The sequence below is a fragment of the Streptomyces sp. NPDC046870 genome, assembly GCF_040704595.1.
GTDB classification, from domain to species: domain Bacteria; phylum Actinomycetota; class Actinomycetes; order Streptomycetales; family Streptomycetaceae; genus Streptomyces; species Streptomyces argyrophylli.
In genome coordinates, this window is record NZ_JBEYXM010000009.1 from 243,417 (window position 1) to 258,816 (window position 15,400).

The 15,400-nt window shown below is 74.0% G+C and carries 10 protein-coding genes and 1 pseudogene; 8 read left to right on the plus strand and 3 right to left on the minus strand.

Going from position 1 to position 15,400, the window contains the following annotated elements:
- Positions 1–197 precede the first annotated feature (197 nt).
- Positions 198–1,637, minus strand: a complete 1,440-nt coding sequence (gndA, locus tag AB0946_RS21800) for an NADP-dependent phosphogluconate dehydrogenase (RefSeq protein ID WP_366762280.1) — start codon at positions 1,635–1,637, stop codon at positions 198–200.
- Positions 1,638–1,909: 272 nt separating this feature from the next.
- Between gndA and AB0946_RS21805 the strand changes: the two genes are divergently transcribed.
- Positions 1,910–3,064: a transglycosylase family protein gene (locus tag AB0946_RS21805; RefSeq protein WP_366762281.1), complete on the plus strand. Its 1,155-nt coding sequence runs from the start codon at positions 1,910–1,912 to the stop codon at positions 3,062–3,064.
- 1,195 nt (positions 3,065–4,259) lie between these two features.
- On the opposite strand, the pseudogene AB0946_RS21810 reads toward AB0946_RS21805, so the two are convergent.
- Positions 4,260–5,084, minus strand: a pseudogene (locus AB0946_RS21810) (DMT family transporter); the annotation flags it as partial.
- Positions 5,085–5,312: 228 nt separating this feature from the next.
- Between AB0946_RS21810 and AB0946_RS21815 the strand changes: the two are divergent.
- The 6 genes from AB0946_RS21815 to AB0946_RS21840 all read left to right on the plus strand — a co-directional run bounded on the left by AB0946_RS21815 (position 5,313) and on the right by AB0946_RS21840 (position 14,208).
- Complete coding sequence (locus AB0946_RS21815; RefSeq protein ID WP_366762332.1) at positions 5,313–6,077, plus strand: (2Fe-2S)-binding protein; 765 nt, start codon at positions 5,313–5,315, stop codon at positions 6,075–6,077.
- 40 nt (positions 6,078–6,117) lie between these two features.
- Positions 6,118–7,269 carry a glycogen synthase gene (gene glgA, locus AB0946_RS21820; protein WP_366762282.1) on the plus strand — a complete coding sequence of 384 codons (1,152 nt, stop codon included), beginning with the start codon at positions 6,118–6,120 and terminating at the stop codon, positions 7,267–7,269.
- Positions 7,270–7,319: 50 nt separating this feature from the next.
- Positions 7,320–8,540: a glucose-1-phosphate adenylyltransferase gene (gene glgC, locus AB0946_RS21825; protein ID WP_366762283.1), complete on the plus strand. Its 1,221-nt coding sequence runs from the start codon at positions 7,320–7,322 to the stop codon at positions 8,538–8,540.
- 126 nt (positions 8,541–8,666) lie between these two features.
- A complete protein-coding gene (locus tag AB0946_RS21830) occupies positions 8,667–10,988 on the plus strand; it encodes a GH92 family glycosyl hydrolase (RefSeq protein ID WP_366762284.1) in 2,322 nt (773 codons plus the stop codon).
- Positions 10,989–11,135: 147 nt separating this feature from the next.
- Positions 11,136–12,467, plus strand: coding sequence for a wax ester/triacylglycerol synthase family O-acyltransferase (locus AB0946_RS21835; protein ID WP_366762285.1), 1,332 nt, complete (start codon positions 11,136–11,138; stop codon positions 12,465–12,467).
- A 223-nt stretch (positions 12,468–12,690) separates the two neighbouring features.
- A complete protein-coding gene (locus AB0946_RS21840) occupies positions 12,691–14,208 on the plus strand; it encodes an SDR family NAD(P)-dependent oxidoreductase (RefSeq protein ID WP_366762286.1) in 1,518 nt (505 codons plus the stop codon).
- 82 nt (positions 14,209–14,290) lie between these two features.
- On the opposite strand, the gene AB0946_RS21845 is transcribed toward AB0946_RS21840, so the two are convergent.
- Entirely contained in the window at positions 14,291–14,686 is a 396-nt protein-coding gene (locus AB0946_RS21845) for a hypothetical protein (RefSeq protein WP_366762287.1), read from the minus strand.
- Positions 14,687–15,138: 452 nt separating this feature from the next.
- Between AB0946_RS21845 and AB0946_RS21850 the strand changes: the two genes are divergently transcribed.
- Positions 15,139–15,312, plus strand: a complete 174-nt coding sequence (locus tag AB0946_RS21850) for a hypothetical protein (protein ID WP_366762288.1) — start codon at positions 15,139–15,141, stop codon at positions 15,310–15,312.
- The last annotated feature ends 88 nt before the right edge of the window (positions 15,313–15,400 follow it).

The following is a 15,400-nucleotide window of genomic DNA, read 5'->3' on the forward strand; positions in this document are numbered from 1 at the left end:
CGAGCCCGCCGCCGCCCCACCCCGGCCCCCCGGAGCCGTCCCCGTCCCCCATCCCGCCGGGCCCGGAGCCCGTACCGAACCCGGAGCCGGGGCCTCCGCTCACCTGAGACGCGGGAGGGGCCGGGCGCCTGCACCACGAGAGGCGCCGGGCTCCTCCCGGGCGCGCCGGGACGAACGGCCCTCCGCGCCGGGCCGCGCTAGGCGGTCACCTCGGTGCGGTCCCCGCCCCACAGCGTGTGGAACGTGCCGTCGCGGTCCACCCTCCGGTACGTGTGCGCACCGAAGAAGTCCCGCTGCCCCTGCGTCAGCGCCGCCGGCAGCCGTTCCGCGCGCAGTGCGTCGTAGTACGCCAGCGCCGCCGCGAAGCCCGGCGTCGGCACGCCCTGCCGGGTCGCCGCGACCAGGACCTCCCGCCAGTCGTCCTGCGCCTCGGCGATCTCGCGGGCGAACGTCTCGTCCGACAACAGGCTCGGCAGGTCGGGCCGGGCGTCGTACGCGGCGCGGATGCGGTCGAGGAACGCGGCCCGGATGATGCAGCCGCCCCGCCAGATCGAGGCCACCGCGCCCAGGTCGATGTCCCAGCCGTACTCCTCGCTGCCCGCGGCGATCTCGTGGAAGCCCTGCGTGTACGACACGATCTTGGACGCGTACAGCGCCTGCTCCACCCGGTCGGCGAAGGCGGCCGCCTCCGACTCGCCCAGCGGGGACGGCTTCGGGCCGGCCAGGTCCCGCGACGCGGCCCGCAGCGACGCGTGGCCGGACAGCGAGCGGGCGAAGACCGCCTCGGCGATGCCGGACACCGGGACGCCGAGGTCCAGGGCGATCTGCACCGTCCAGCGGCCGGTGCCCTTCTGCTCGGCCTGGTCCACCACGACGTCCACGAACGGCTTCCCGGTGGCCGCGTCCACGTGGGACAGCACCTCGGCGGTGATCTCGATCAGGTACGAGTCCAGCCGGCCGGTGTTCCAGGTGCGGAAGATGTCCGCGATCTGCGCGGGGGAGTACCCGGCGACGTCGCGCAGCAGCTGGTACGCCTCGCCGATCAGCTGCATGTCGGCGTACTCGATGCCGTTGTGGACCATCTTCACGAAGTGCCCGGCACCGTCGGGACCGCAGTGCGTGACGCAGGGCGCCCCGTCCTCCGCCTTCGCGGAGATCTTCTCCAGCATCGGGCCCAGCGACCCGTACGACTCCTTCGAACCGCCCGGCATGATGCTCGGGCCGTGCAGCGCGCCCTCCTCGCCGCCGGAGATGCCCGTCCCGACGAAGTGGATGCCCCGCTCGCGCAGCTCACGCTCCCGGCGCCGGGTGTCCGCGAAGTGCGCGTTGCCGCCGTCGATGATCATGTCGCCGGGCTCCAGCAGCGGGGCGAACTCCTCGATCACCGCGTCCGTCGGCTGCCCCGCCTTGACCATGATGACCAGCCGGCGCGGACGTTCCAGGGCCGCCACGAACTCCTCGGCGGTCTCGGCCGCGACGAAGTCGCCCTCGTCCCCGAACTCCTCCACCAGCGCCTTCGTCCGCGACACCGTACGGTTGTGCACGGCGACCGAGTAACCGTTGCGCGCGAAGTTCCGCGCGAGGTTGCGGCCCATGACCGCGAGGCCCGTGACGCCGATCTGCGCTGAAGTGCTCATACCGCCTGCTCCCTGGTTGCCTCGTGTACTACGGCTCCGTCAGTACGGGTCCCTGCCCATCCTGACGTGCCGCTACGGCGAGCGCACATCCGACCCGCCAGGCATGTGTACGCAGCGGGACCGCCGTCCGCCTCACCGACCGGCCCGTTGGATCAAGCAGGGGCCGTTCCCGGCCACTTGGGTCGCACGGGAGGCCGAATTCCTGTCTTGTCATGGCCTGTTCGGGGCGCTTACTTTTGCCGCTCCTGACGCATGCCGAGGGGATTTCGGACATGGCCGTACGCGGCCGGCACCGCCGGTACCAGCCGAACAGGATCAACCGCGCCTCACTCACCGTCACGGCGGGCGGTGCCGGCCTCGCGATCCCGCTGGTCGCCGCCGGCACCGCGGACGCCGCCGACGTGGCGACCTGGAACAAGGTCGCCGCCTGCGAGTCCAGCGGCAACTGGAGCATCAACACGGGCAACGGCTACTACGGCGGCCTGCAGTTCACCCAGTCCACCTGGGAGGCGTACGGCGGCACCCGGTTCGCGCCGCGCGCCGACGTGGCCACCAGAGCCGAGCAGATCGCCGTCGCCGAGAAGGTCCTCGACGGGCAGGGGCCCGGCGCCTGGCCGGTGTGCTCGGTGCAGGCCGGGCTGACCCGGGGCGGACCCGCACCGGGCGTGCACACCGAGACCAGCGCCGCACGCCCCGCGAAGAGCGGTTCCGCGCACTCCGGCTCCGTCACGGACGTGCGGCCGCAGACGACCCCGCAGTCCCGGGCCGGCCGGGCCGAGATGTACACCGTGGTGCACGGCGACACCCTGTCCGGCATCGCCGGCGACCACCACGTGACGGGGGGCTGGCGCACCCTGTACGCGGGCAACCGCGCCACGATCGGCGCCGACCCCGACCTGATCATCCCGGGGCAGCGGCTCAGCCTGGACGGCACCGCGACCCGTTCCGCGCCCCCCAAGGCACCGAGGAAGAAGGCGCCTTCGGAGCGCCCCACCACCCACCGCACGCCGCCGCCGACCCGGCACGCGCTCGTCGCCCCGGTCACCGCGTCCGTCGGCACCGGGTACCACGTGGCGGGCTCCCACTGGTCGAAGGGCTACCACACCGGCGTCGACTTCCTCGTGCCGACCGGCACCTCCGTGAAGGCGGCGGCGGCCGGGCGTGTGGTGGCCGCGGGCTGGGGCGGCTCGTACGGCTACCAGGTGGTGATCCGGCACGCCGACGGCCGCTACACCCAGTACGCCCACCTGTCGGCCATCGCCGTGCGCGACGGCCAGAGCGTCACCGCCGGCCAGCGCATCGGCCGCTCCGGCTCCACCGGGAACGTGACGGGCCCGCACCTGCACTTCGAGGTGCGGACGGGGCCCGGGTTCGGCTCGGACGTCGACCCGCTCGCCTACCTCCGGGCCGGTGGCGTCAGGATCTGACGCGGGTACGGTGCGGGGCCGGCACCGGCAGCGGTACGGCGACGCCCCCGGGCAGCGGGGGGTACGACGCCGGGAGCACACCGTCGGCGACCGGCCCGGCACCGGTGTCCACCGCTGCGCCGCTCCCGGGCGGCCCGGACACCAGCAGCCCGGTCAGGCCCAGCTCGACGGCCTCCGCGAGGACCGCCGCCTCGGTCGGTTCGGCGTCCGTCATGGCCTCGGCCGGACCGGTGCGTGCGACTCGTCCGGCCGGCCCTGGGCGGTTGACCGGTGCGGCTGCTCCGGCGAGTGTCACCGGCTCGGTGGCCACCGCGGGGAGGGCCGCCTCGGTCGGTTCGGCGTGCGCCATGGCCTCGGCCGGACCGGTGCGTACGGCTCGTCGGGCCGGCTGCGGGCGGTTGACCGGCTCGGCTGCCGTGCCGAGGGCCGCCGGCTCGTCCGCCCGGGCACGCGTCACCGGCTCGGCCGCCCCCGCAAGGACGCTCGCCGCGGCGCGGACCACGGCCTTGGCCGCCCCCGCACGCACGCCCGCCTCGGCGCCGACCACGGCCTCGGTCAGACCCGCGCGGCGGGCCGGCTGCGGGTGGTTGACCGGCTCGGCTGCCGTGACGAGGGCCGCCGGCTCGTTGGCCCCGGCACGCGTCACCGGCTCGGCCGCCCCCGCAGGGGCCCCCGCAAGGAGGCTCGCCGCGGCGCGGACCACGGTCTCGGCCGCCCCCGCACGCACGCCCGCCTCGGCGCCGACCACGGCCTCGGTCAGACCCGCGCGGCGGGCCGGCTCCGGGTGGTTGACCGGCTCGGCTGCCGTGACGAGGGCCGCCCGCTCGTCAGCCCCGGCACGCGTCACCGGCTCGGCCACCCCCGCAGGGGCCCCCGCACGCACGCCCGCCTCGGCGCCGACCACGGCCTCGGTCAGACCCGCGCGGCCGGCCGGCTCGCTCGGCCCGGTCCGGGCCGGGGCCGCCGCCCCGGGGACGCGTACCGGCTCGCCCGGCCCGGCGGGGAGCGCCGGTTCGGGCGTCCCGGGGCGTGCCCCCGGCTCGGCCGCTCCGGCGCCGGCTGCCGGGTGCCCGCCCCGCTCCGCACCGGCAGCCACGCCCTCGCGCGGCCGAGGTACGGGGAGACTTGCCTGCTCGCCCCCCGGCACTTCCCACGCGGCGGGCCCGGCCGGCGCCGGAACACCGGCCGTCTCCCGGGTCAGCCGCTCCGTCGTCAGCATGATCAGGCCGCCGGCCGCCACCACACCGCAGCCCAGGGCGAGCACGGTGCCCGTCGTGCCGTAGCGGAACGTCTCGCCGAACATCAGGATGCCGACCGCGGCGGCCAGCACCGGATTGACCACCGTCAGCGTGGCCAGCGGCGCGGCCAGGCCGCCGCCCCGGTAGGAGGCCTGGGACAGCAGGACGCCGGCGACCGCGAACAGGCCGATCACCGCGAGCGAGGGCAGGTCGCCCAGCGCGATGCCGTCGCCCCAGTCGACGGCGACGGTCTTGGTGAACACCGACGACATGCCGAACGCGATGCCGGACGCGGTGGCCAGGACCACGCTGCGCACGGCGGGGTGCCGGTGCGCGGCCAGGCCCGCGAACATCAGCGCCACCACCGCCCCGCCGGTGACCAGCGCGACCGCCAGCCGCTGGGCCGGGGCCAGGGAGTGCGCGGAGGAGGAACCGACCAGGGACAGCAGACCGGCGAGACCCACCGTGGCCATGAGCGCGCCGCGCCAGGCGGTCGCGCCGGCCCGGCGGCCGACGCACAGCGCCGCCAGGGGCAGCGCGAAGACGATGGTCAGCGCGCCGAGCGGCTGGACCAGGCTGAGCGGCCCGTAGGCCAGCGCCACCACGTGCAGCACGCCGCCGAGACCGTTGAGCGCCAGCGCACCCCACCAGCCCGGCCGGCGCAGCGGCAGGTACCCGCTGTCGGGGGAGGACACCGCGACCTGCTCCTGCACGATCGCTCCGCCCGCGTAGGCGAGGGCGGAGACGACCGACAGGAGCACGGACAACGCCAGGGCGCTCATCGGTGTCTCCTCTGCGTGCGACGGGTGTCCTGGGCCCGGCGCGGGGTACGGTCGGCTGACATGGTCAACACTCTGCCCGCCCGGCTGCTTCCCGTCGTCGTACCTGAGCACGCAATGCGTCCTACTGCCGATGGAGTACACCAGCGGCCTGATCATCCCCAGGACGGGTGAACGCGGGCGGGCACCCGCCCGATCACGCCCGCGGCGCGCCTGGTACGAGTGTCTGCCGTGGACCTGGACCCCGATCTCTCCGCCCTGCGCGCGCTCGGCGGCTTCTTCCCGCTGCGCACCCTCCCGGGCACCGCCGACGGCACCGGCGGCCGACGGCTGCCGGCCCTCGCGGAGGGCTACGCGGCGGCGCCCGCGGAGACCGGCAGCGATCCGCTGGCGCTGCGCGTCGCCACCGTCGCGGACCGGCTCGGGACCGGCGAGCCCCGGGTCGCCGCCTCCCTCGCCCAGCAGGGACTGGCCGCCCGGCTGTGGTCGGCGGCCCTCGGCTGTGCCGTCCTGTACGGCCGGCTGCCCGACCTGGACCCGCGTCTGCTGCGCTGGGACGCCCGTGCCGCCGTCCCCGACGATCTGTGGCTCACCGAGCTGCGCCCGCTGCCGGGAGACGCCGCCACGCTCGCCGGCACCGTGCTGCACGGTCACCTGGAGCCCCTGGCGGCGGTCCTGCGGGCCCGCTACGGCGTCGCGCCGGGCCTGCTGTGGGGCAACGCGGGCTCCGCGCTCGCCGCGACCGCCCGGGAACTGAGCCGCTGGGCCCGCGCCCACGGCCGGAGCGACGTCGCGGCCCGCACCCGGACGCTCACCGGTGACCTCTTCGTCCACCCCCTGCTGAGCGCCACCGGTACCCGCACCGGCCCGGTGTTCCGGCGCCGCAGCTGCTGTCTGTACTACCGGGTGCCCGGCGGCGGGCTCTGCGGCGACTGCTGCCTCACCGCGGCGCCGCGCTCCTCCCCGCGCTCTTCCCCGGGCGCCGCATCTGGGTGACCATGAGGGGAACCTGCCACCGAGACCAGGGGGTTGCCGGGTGCGAGTGGGACTGCTGAGCCGGGAGTACCCCCCGGATGTGTACGGCGGCGCCGGAGTCCATGTGGAGTTCCTCGCCCGCGAGTTGGCGGCCCTGGTGGACCTGGAGGTGCACTGCTGGGGCGAGGGCCGCGGCGTCGGCGTCGTACGGCACCGGCCCTGGTCCGTCCTCGACGGCTCCAACGACGCGCTGCGCACCTTCTCCGTGGACCTCGCCATGGCCGCCGCCCTGGAAGGCCGCGAACTCGTCCACTCCCACACCTGGTACGCCAATCTCGCCGGCCATGTCGCCAAGCTGCTGTACGGCATCCCGCACGTGGTCACCGCGCACTCGCTGGAGCCGCTGCGCCCCTGGAAGGCCGAGCAGCTCGGCGGCGGCTACGCGCTCTCGGGCTGGGCCGAGCGCACCGCGATCGAGGCCGCCGACGCGGTGATCGCCGTCTCCGGCGCCATGCGGGACGACATCCTCGCCTGCTACCCGGCCCTCGACCCGGCCCGCGTCCACGTCGTCCACAACGGCATCGACACCCGGCTGTACCGGCCCGACCACGGCACCGACGCGCTCACCCGGCACGGCATCGACCCCGCCCGCCCGTACGTCCTGTTCGTCGGACGGATCACCCGGCAGAAGGGCGTGCCCCATCTGCTGCGCGCGGTGCGGGACATCGACCCGGACGCCCAGGTCGTGCTGTGCGCGGGCGCGCCCGACACCCCCGAGATCGACCGGGAGTTCCAGGAGCTGTTCGAGGAGCTGCGCAGGGTGCGGGCGGGCGTGTTCTGGATCCCGCAGATGCTGCCGCGCACGGAGGTGATCCAACTCCTCACGCACGCGGCGGTGTTCGCCTGCCCGTCGGTGTACGAGCCGCTGGGCATCGTCAACCTGGAGGCGATGGCCTGCGGCACGCCGGTCGTCGCGTCACGGGTGGGCGGCATCCCCGAGGTGGTGGACGACGGCCGTACCGGTCTCCTGGTCGATGCGGACGACGACTTCGAGTCCGGGCTCGTCCGCGCGCTGGACACCGTCCTCGGCGATCCGGACGCGGCGCGGCGGATGGGCGAGGCCGGACGGGCCCGCGCGGTGGGGGAGTTCGGCTGGGACGCGGTGGCCCGCCGCACGGCGGGGCTGTACGAGGAGATCCTCAAGCAGGCTTAGTCCGGCCCGCTCGGGGCAATCATGGTTCAACCACGGTGAGGGGAGCGGCCATGCGTCGTGGAGGGCCTTCCGTACTCGGGGTCGTGCTGGCCGGCGGCGAGGGCAAACGCCTGATGCCGCTGACCGCGGACCGCGCCAAGCCGGCCGTCACCTTCGGCGGCACCTACCGGCTCGTCGACTTCGTCCTGTCCAACCTCGTCAACGCCGACGTGCTGCGCATCTGTGTGCTGACCCAGTACAAGTCGCACTCGCTGGACCGGCACATCACCACCACCTGGCGGATGTCCAGCCTGCTCGGCAACTACGTCACCCCGGTCCCCGCCCAGCAGCGGCTCGGCCCGCGCTGGTACCTGGGCAGCGCCGACGCCATCCTGCAGTCGCTGAACCTGGTCCACGACGAACAGCCCGAGTACGTGGCCGTGTTCGGCGCCGACCACGTGTACCGCATGGACCCGCGGCAGATGCTGGCGCAGCACATCGAGGGCGGCGCGGGCGTGACGGTGGCCGGCATCCGGGTGCCGCGCGCGGAGTCCTCCTCCTTCGGGGTCATCACCCCGGGCTCGGACGGCCGTACCGTCGAGCGCTTCCTGGAGAAGCCCGCCGACCCCCCGGGCCTGCCGGACGACCCGGACAGGGTCTTCGCGTCGATGGGCAACTACGTCTTCACCACCAAGGTCCTGATCGAGGCACTGCACCGGGACGCCGAGGACAGCCAGTCCGTGCACGACATGGGCGGCTCGATCCTGCCCCAGCTGACCGCGCGCGGCGAGGCGCAGCTGTACGACTTCAGCGACAACCACGTGCCCGGCGAGACCAGCCGCGACCAGGGCTACTGGCGGGACGTGGGCACCCTGGACGCCTACTACGAGGCGCACATGGACCTGATCGCCGAGCGCCCGGCGTTCAACCTCTACAACCGGCAGTGGCCCATCTACACGCACTCCTACCAGCTCTCCCCGGCCCGCTTCAACGCGGGCGGCATCGCGAGCGAGTCCATCATCAGCGCGGGCTGCCTGATCCGCGGCCAGGTCACCCGGTCGGTGCTCTCCCCGGGGGTCCGCGTCGACCCCGGGGCGGTCGTCCAGGGCTCGGTCCTGCACGACAACGTCCGCATCGGCCGAGGCGCGGTGGTCCGCGGCGCCGTGCTGGACAAGAACGTCGAGGTGCCGCCCGGCGCGACGATCGGCGTCAACCCGGAACGGGACGCCGAGCTGTACACCGTGTCCAAGGGCGGGGTCATCGCGTTGGGGAAGGGGCAGCGGGTGCCCTGACGGACAGCGCGTCAGCCGCCGCCACGGCGCGACGCGTTCGACATCACCCTCTCGGAATGCCCAGGTTTGCACCGTCGGCCGTCCAGGATGCAGGCAACGACGTCCAACCTGCGGAGGTCATCCGACATGAGAGGGACCCGGCGCACGCGGCTGTGCCTGGCCGGGGTGATGGCAGCGTCCGCGCTGATCGCCACCCCCGCCGCACGCGCCGCCGAGCGGACCGACGGCCACCTCACCGACCTGGTCAACCCCTTCATCGGGAGCCAGAACGAGGGCAACACCTTCCCCGGCGCGGCCGTGCCCTTCGGCATGGTCCAGCTCTCCCCGGACACCGGGCACAGCACCGGGTACGACTACGCGCAGAACCGTATCCGCGGGTTCTCACTGGTCCACCTCTCGGGCGTCGGCTGCCGGATCGGTGGCGACCTGCCCGTGCTGCCCACCACCGGCGACGTCACCCAGACGGACTACGCCCAGTACGCGGCGGCCTTCTCGCACGACGACGAGGAGGCGAGCCCCGGCTACTACCGCGTCGGCCTCGCCTCCGGCATCCGCGCCGAACTCACCGCGACCGCCCGCACCGGCGTCCAGCGCTACACCTTCCCGGCCACCGACAAGGCCAACGTCCTGCTGAACGCGGCCCAGTCGCTGCACAAGGCGGTGAGCAGCACGGTGCGGATCCTGGACGACCGCACCGTGCGCACCGAGATCACCGGCCACGGCTTCTGCCGGGACACCGGCCCCTACACGGTCTACACGATCACCCGCTTCAGCCGGCCCTTCACCGCCTACGGCACCTGGGACGGCGGGACCGTCACCCCGGGAGCCCGCAGCGGATCCGGCGGCGCCTACGTCCGCTTCGACACCACCCGGGACCGCACGGTCGAGGCGACCACCGCGCTGTCGTACGTCGACTCGCGCGGCGCCGCCGGCAACCTGCGCGCCGAGGGCGGACAGACCTTCGACGCCGTACGCCACCGGGCCCGCGAGGAGTGGGAGCGCCGGCTCGCCGCCGTCCGGGTGCGCGGCGGCACGCCCACGCTCCGCCGGACCTTCTACTCCTCGCTGTACCGCTCCCACCTCGCGCCCAACGTCGGCAGCGACGCCGACGGCCGCTACTTCGGCTGGGACCGCCGTACCCACCGCGCCCGCGGCTTCACCTACTACCAGAACTGGTCGCTGTGGGACACCTACCGCACCCAGGCCCAGCTGCTCGCCCTGCTCGCCCCGCGCGAGGCCCGGGACATGGCCCGGTCGGTGGTCGCGGTCGACGAGGACGGCGGGTGGCTGCCCAAGTGGGGCTACGGGCCGGTCGAGACGAACATCATGAGCGGTGACCCGGTCACCCCGTTCCTGACCACCGCCTACCACATGGGGCTGCTGGAGGGATTCGAGGAGCGGGCCTACCGGGCGCTGAAGAAGAACGCCGACGGCGTGCCGCCCGCCGAGTACCCGGGCATCGGCCGGGAGGCCAACGCCGAGTACGTCGCCGGGGGTTTCGCCCCCTACGTCAAGGGCCGGCCGTACGCCAAGATGGGCGACTCGGACTACCACCACGGTGCCTCCGTCACCCTGGAGTACGCCCTCGCGGACGCGATGCTCGCCCAGATGGCGCGCGGGCTCGGCCACGAGGAGGACGCGGCCCGCTATGCCGCCCGCTCGCGCAACTACCGGAACGTGTTCGACGCCGGCACCGGATTCTTCCGCGCCCGCGACGCCTCCGGCGCCTTCACCGGCTCGCCCGACCCGGCCCGCGGCACCGGCTTCCACGAGGGCACGGCCTGGCAGTACCAGTGGCTCGTCCCGCAGGACGTGCCGGGCGTGGTCGGCCTGATCGGCGGCACGCGCGCGGCCAACGCCCGCCTGGACGCCTTCTTCGCCTACGACCGGCTGCTCGCGGACCCGGAGGGCACCGCCCGCGAGGTGTGGGTGCACGGCGACCCGTACGCCTACTACAACGCGGCCGTCTACAACCCGATGAACGAGCCCGACCTGATCGCGCCCTACACCTACCTCTCCACCGGCCAGCCCTGGAAGACCACCGACGTCGTGCACGCCGCGCTGACCCTGTTCACCGACAGCCCCACCGGCATGACCGGCAACGACGACCTCGGCACGATGTCCGCCTGGAACGTCCTGTCCTCCATCGGCCTCTTCCCGGTCCAGCCCGGCTACGACACCTGGGGCCTGACCACCCCGGTCTTCGACCGCGTCGACCTGACCCTGGACCGCCGCCACTGGCCCGCCGGCCGGCTGACGGTGACCGCGCCCGGCACCTCGGCCGCCGACCGCTACGTCCAGGCCGTGCACACGGACGGCAGGCCGCACGGCCGGACCTATCTGACGACCGGCGCGCTGCGCTCCCTGCGCTCCCTCGCCTTCACGGTCGGCCCGCGCCCGTCGGAGTGGGGTACGTCACCCGAAGCGGCGCCGCCCGTCCTGAAATGACCTCAGCCGTCGCCTGCGTCCCGCCGCTCCCACCGGCGGCGGGACTTAACCTGACATTAACTGAGCGTAGCTCGATCGTACTTGACCGTAATCGCCGGCAGGGATTGACTGCTGATGCCCCCCCTCATCGACGCGTGAGGCACGCCCTTGACTTCCGACCTGCTCGCTCCACTCGACCTGGCCTTCTGGAACATGGAGTCCGACCGGCACCCGATGCACCTCGGGGCGCTCGGCGTCTTCTCCGCGCACTCGCCCACCGCCGGGGCCCACGCCGCCGACCTGCTCGCCGCCCGGGCCGCCGCCGTACCCGGCCTGCGCATGCGCATCCGCGACCTGTGGCAGCCGCTCGCCTTCGGCGGCGCCACGCGCGAGACCGACCCGGACTTCGACCCCCTGAACCACGTACGGCTGCACGCCCCGACCGACGACTTCCACGCGGACGCCGGCCGGCTGATGCAGCGCCCGCTGGAACGCGGCCGGCCGCCGTGGGAGGCGCACGTGCTGCCCGGCGAGGACGGTGTGTCCTTCGCCGTGCTGTTCAAGTTCCACCACGCCCTCGCCGACGGGCTGCGCGCACTGAAGCTCGCCGCCGGCGTCCTGGACCCCGTCGACCTGCCCGAGCGCGCGCCCCGCCCGATCGAGGCGCCGCGCGGCCTGCTGTCCGACGTGCGTCGGCTGCCCGCGCGGATGCCGGGACTGTTCCGGGACGCGCTGTCGGACGTGGGCCGGGCCCTGGACATCGGCGCCTCGCTCGCCCTGTCCACCCTCGGCATGCGGCCGTGCGCCGCGCTGACCTCCGCGCCCAGCGGCACCCGCCGCACCGCCGGGGTCGTCCTCGACATCGACGACGTGCACCGGGTGCGCAAGAGCGCCGGCGGCACCGTGAACGACGTCCTCATCGCCGTCGTCGCCGGCGCGCTGCGCCGCTGGCTGGACGAGCGGGGCGACGGCAGCGGGGGTGTGGCGCCGCGCGCCCTGATCCCCGTCTCCCGGCGCCGTCCGCACACCGCCCAGCCGCAGGGCAACCGGCTCTCCGGATACCTGATACGGCTTCCGGTGCACGAGCCCGACCCGCTCGGCCGTCTGGAGACGGTGCGGACCGCGATGGTCCGCAACAAGGACGCGGGTCCCAACCGGGGCGCCGGCGCGGTCGCGCTGCTCGCCGATCACGTGCCGGCGCTCGGGCACCGGCTCGGCGGGCCGCTGGTCGGCCAGGCGGCCCGGCTGTGGTTCGACATCCTGGTCACCAGCGTGCCGCTGCCCGGGCTCGGGCTGCGGCTCGGCGGCCACGAGCTGACCGAGGTGTACCCGCTGGCCCCGCTCGCGCCCGGCCAGGCGCTGGCGGTCGCGATCTCGACGTATCGCGGGCGCGTGCACTACGGCCTGGTCGCCGACGCGGAGGCCGTGCCGGACCTGGACCGGTTCGCCCACGCGGTGTCGGCGGAGGTGGAGACGCTGCTGACCGTCTGCGACGGCTGAGCCCCGGGTGGCTTCCGGCGCCGGGTGCGGGGCGGGGCCGCGCGCGGTGCGGGTGGCTGCGGAAGGCGCCCCCGCGCGTCGGCCTCCGGGCCCGTCCGTCGTGATCGGTACCCACCCGGCACGGCAGCGGTTTGGTGCGGCGGGCCGGGCTCCGTAAAATTCGCTGTTCGAAAGCGGGCGCGAGTCGGAGCGCTGCGCGGGTGATCAGGGAAGCGGCAGCGCGATGACGGTGACAGACGACGGCTCGGCGGCGATGGACGTGCCCACGGACGCCGCCATGGAGGAGGCGGTCCACGGGCCCGGTATCGACCCGGAGCGGCTGGCCGTCTGCCTGAGCGTGCTGGAGGAGCTCGACCGGCTCGACGTCGACCACCCCGACGCCGTCGCGGTCCGCCGTGCCACCTCGCACATCTACCGCACGGTCAAGCAGCGCCGCCGCCAGGAGCGCCGCGCCGCCAAGACCGCGCACGACCGTGCCGTCACCGAGGCCACCGCCACCGGCTCCGCCGAGCGCATCGACGACGAGACCGAGGGCATCCTGCCCTCCTCCAAGGTCGAGGCCGGCCGGATCGCGGGCATACTCCAGCGCCCGCGCTCCTGCTACACCTGCAAGCAGCGCTACGTCGAGGTCGACTACTTCTACCACCAGCTGTGCCAGAAGTGCGCCGCCGAGAACCGCGCCAAGCGGGACGCCCGCGCCGACCTCACCGGCAAGCGCGCCCTGCTCACCGGCGGCCGGGCCAAGATCGGCATGTACATCGCGCTGCGCCTGCTCCGTGACGGCGCGCACACCACCATCACCACCCGCTTCCCCAAGGACGCCATCCGCCGCTTCAAGGCGATGGAGGACTCGGCGGACTGGATCCACCGTCTGGAGGTCGTCGGCATCGACCTGCGCGACCCCGGCCAGGTCGTCGCGCTGGCCGATCAGGTCGCCGAGGCCGGCCCGCTGGACATCCTGATCAACAACGCCACCCAGACCGTGCGCCGCCTGCCCTCGGCCTACGCCGCCCTGGTCGAGGGCGAGAGCGCCCCGCTGCCCGCCGGGGAGCTCCCCGCCCACCACGTCATCGGCGCCTTCAACTCCGGTGCGGTCGACGGCCTGGCCGCGCTGCCCGTCGGCACCAGCGGCCTCGACGCGCAGAAGGTCGCCGACCTCGCCCTGGTCGCGGGCAACGCCAGCGTCGCCCGGCACCTCGAAGGCACCGCCATCGACGCGGGCGGCCTGCTCCCCGACGTCGTGGAGTCCAACACCTGGGTGCAGACGATCGAGCAGATCTCCCCGGTGGAGCTGCTGGAGACCCAGCTGTGCAACTACACGGCGCCGTTCATCCTGATCAGCAAGCTCCGGCCGGCCATGGCCGACGCAGCCCGGAAGGCGGCGAGCGGACGGGCGTACATCGTGAACGTCTCGGCCATGGAGGGCGTCTTCAGCCGGGGGTACAAGGGCGCGGGCCATCCGAACACGAACGCCGCCAAGGCCGCCATGAACATGGTGACGCGGACCAGCGGCCACGAGATGTTCGAGACCGACCGCATCCTCATGACCTCGGTCGACACGGGCTGGATCACCGACGAACGCCCCCACTACGACAAGCTGCGCCTGGCGGAGGCCGGCTTCCACGCACCGCTCGACCTGGTCGACGGCGCCGCCCGCGTCTACGACCCGGTCGTGCGCGGCGAGGCGGGCGAGGACCTGTACGGCGTCTTCCTGAAGGACTACGCCCCCGGCAAGTGGTAGACGACGGGCGGAGCCGCCGCGGGGGCCGCGCCCGGGCACGGGTCACGGCCCCGGCGCGCGAGCCACGGCGGCCGCCGTTCCCTCAGTCGACGGCGCCGAGCCGCGTGTGGCGGGCCGCCACCAGTTCCAGCACCGTGCGCCAGTCCTCCAGCACGCCCGCGTCGAGGCCGGCCGTGCGGCTCTCCTCGCCGGCCTGACGCAGCCGCAGCGCATCGTCGTCCGCCGGGTCCGCGTCACCCCGGACCAGCCGGAACACCCGTTCCCCGAGCAGGGCGCGCACCGCCTCGGCCGCGCTGCGCGCCCCGGCCGCCTCGTCACCCGGGCAGAGCACCGGCCCGATACCCCGTACCAGCCCCGCCACCTGCAGTTCCTTGTCGGCGGGACGGCTGCGGCGCAGCAGCGCGGCCGTGCGCAGCGCCTGCCGGGGCCGGCCGGCGTGCAGCAGATCCATCAGCTCCTCGACACTGCGCAGCTCCATGCGTCAGCCCTTCCGCGAGACAGCCGTTGCGGCGTCAGCAGAACATGACGAGCTTGCCGCCGGGCCAACAGCACTTGAAGGGGTGTTCGTTCCTGTAGGCCACACGGGTGATTCGCCGTGTCGGCAGCGTGAGCGGATTGTTTCAAAGGGCCCCATATTGGGGGGTATTGAGGAGCGGAAAGAAGTGCATCGGTTACAGGTTGTTTGCATTCCCTATCGAGCGGATGCCCGCTCATTTGGTTAGTCTGGAGGCGACGGACACCAGCACCGGGGTTCCACCCACACCCACCGTCCGTCCTGGGGCGAGCCGGCGGACAACGGCCTGCTCTGACAGAGGAACCGGCGCCACCGCGTCCGAACTGGCCTTCCATCCAGACCCGAACGGGCGTCGAGCACCGGAGCGCAGACTGTCCGGTACGCCCTGAGGGTGACCGACACATAAGGAGTGCGCGGTGACACCGGAGAAGACGAATCGCGAGCAGCGCCCCAAGGAACACGCGGAGCGCGCGGGCCGCCGGCCCGGAGAACTCGGCAGCCTCGACGTGTGGGCCCGGTCCGCCCCGATCCGCCTCGCGGGTTACGAGGACGACCTCGCCGAGCCCCACATCCTGCCGAGCGTGGACTGACCCCGGGTCGGTCCGTCCCCTCGCGATCGCCGCCCGCGTGGGCGTGACAGACGCACGCCCATGCGGATCACCAGGGCCGCCGCCCGGA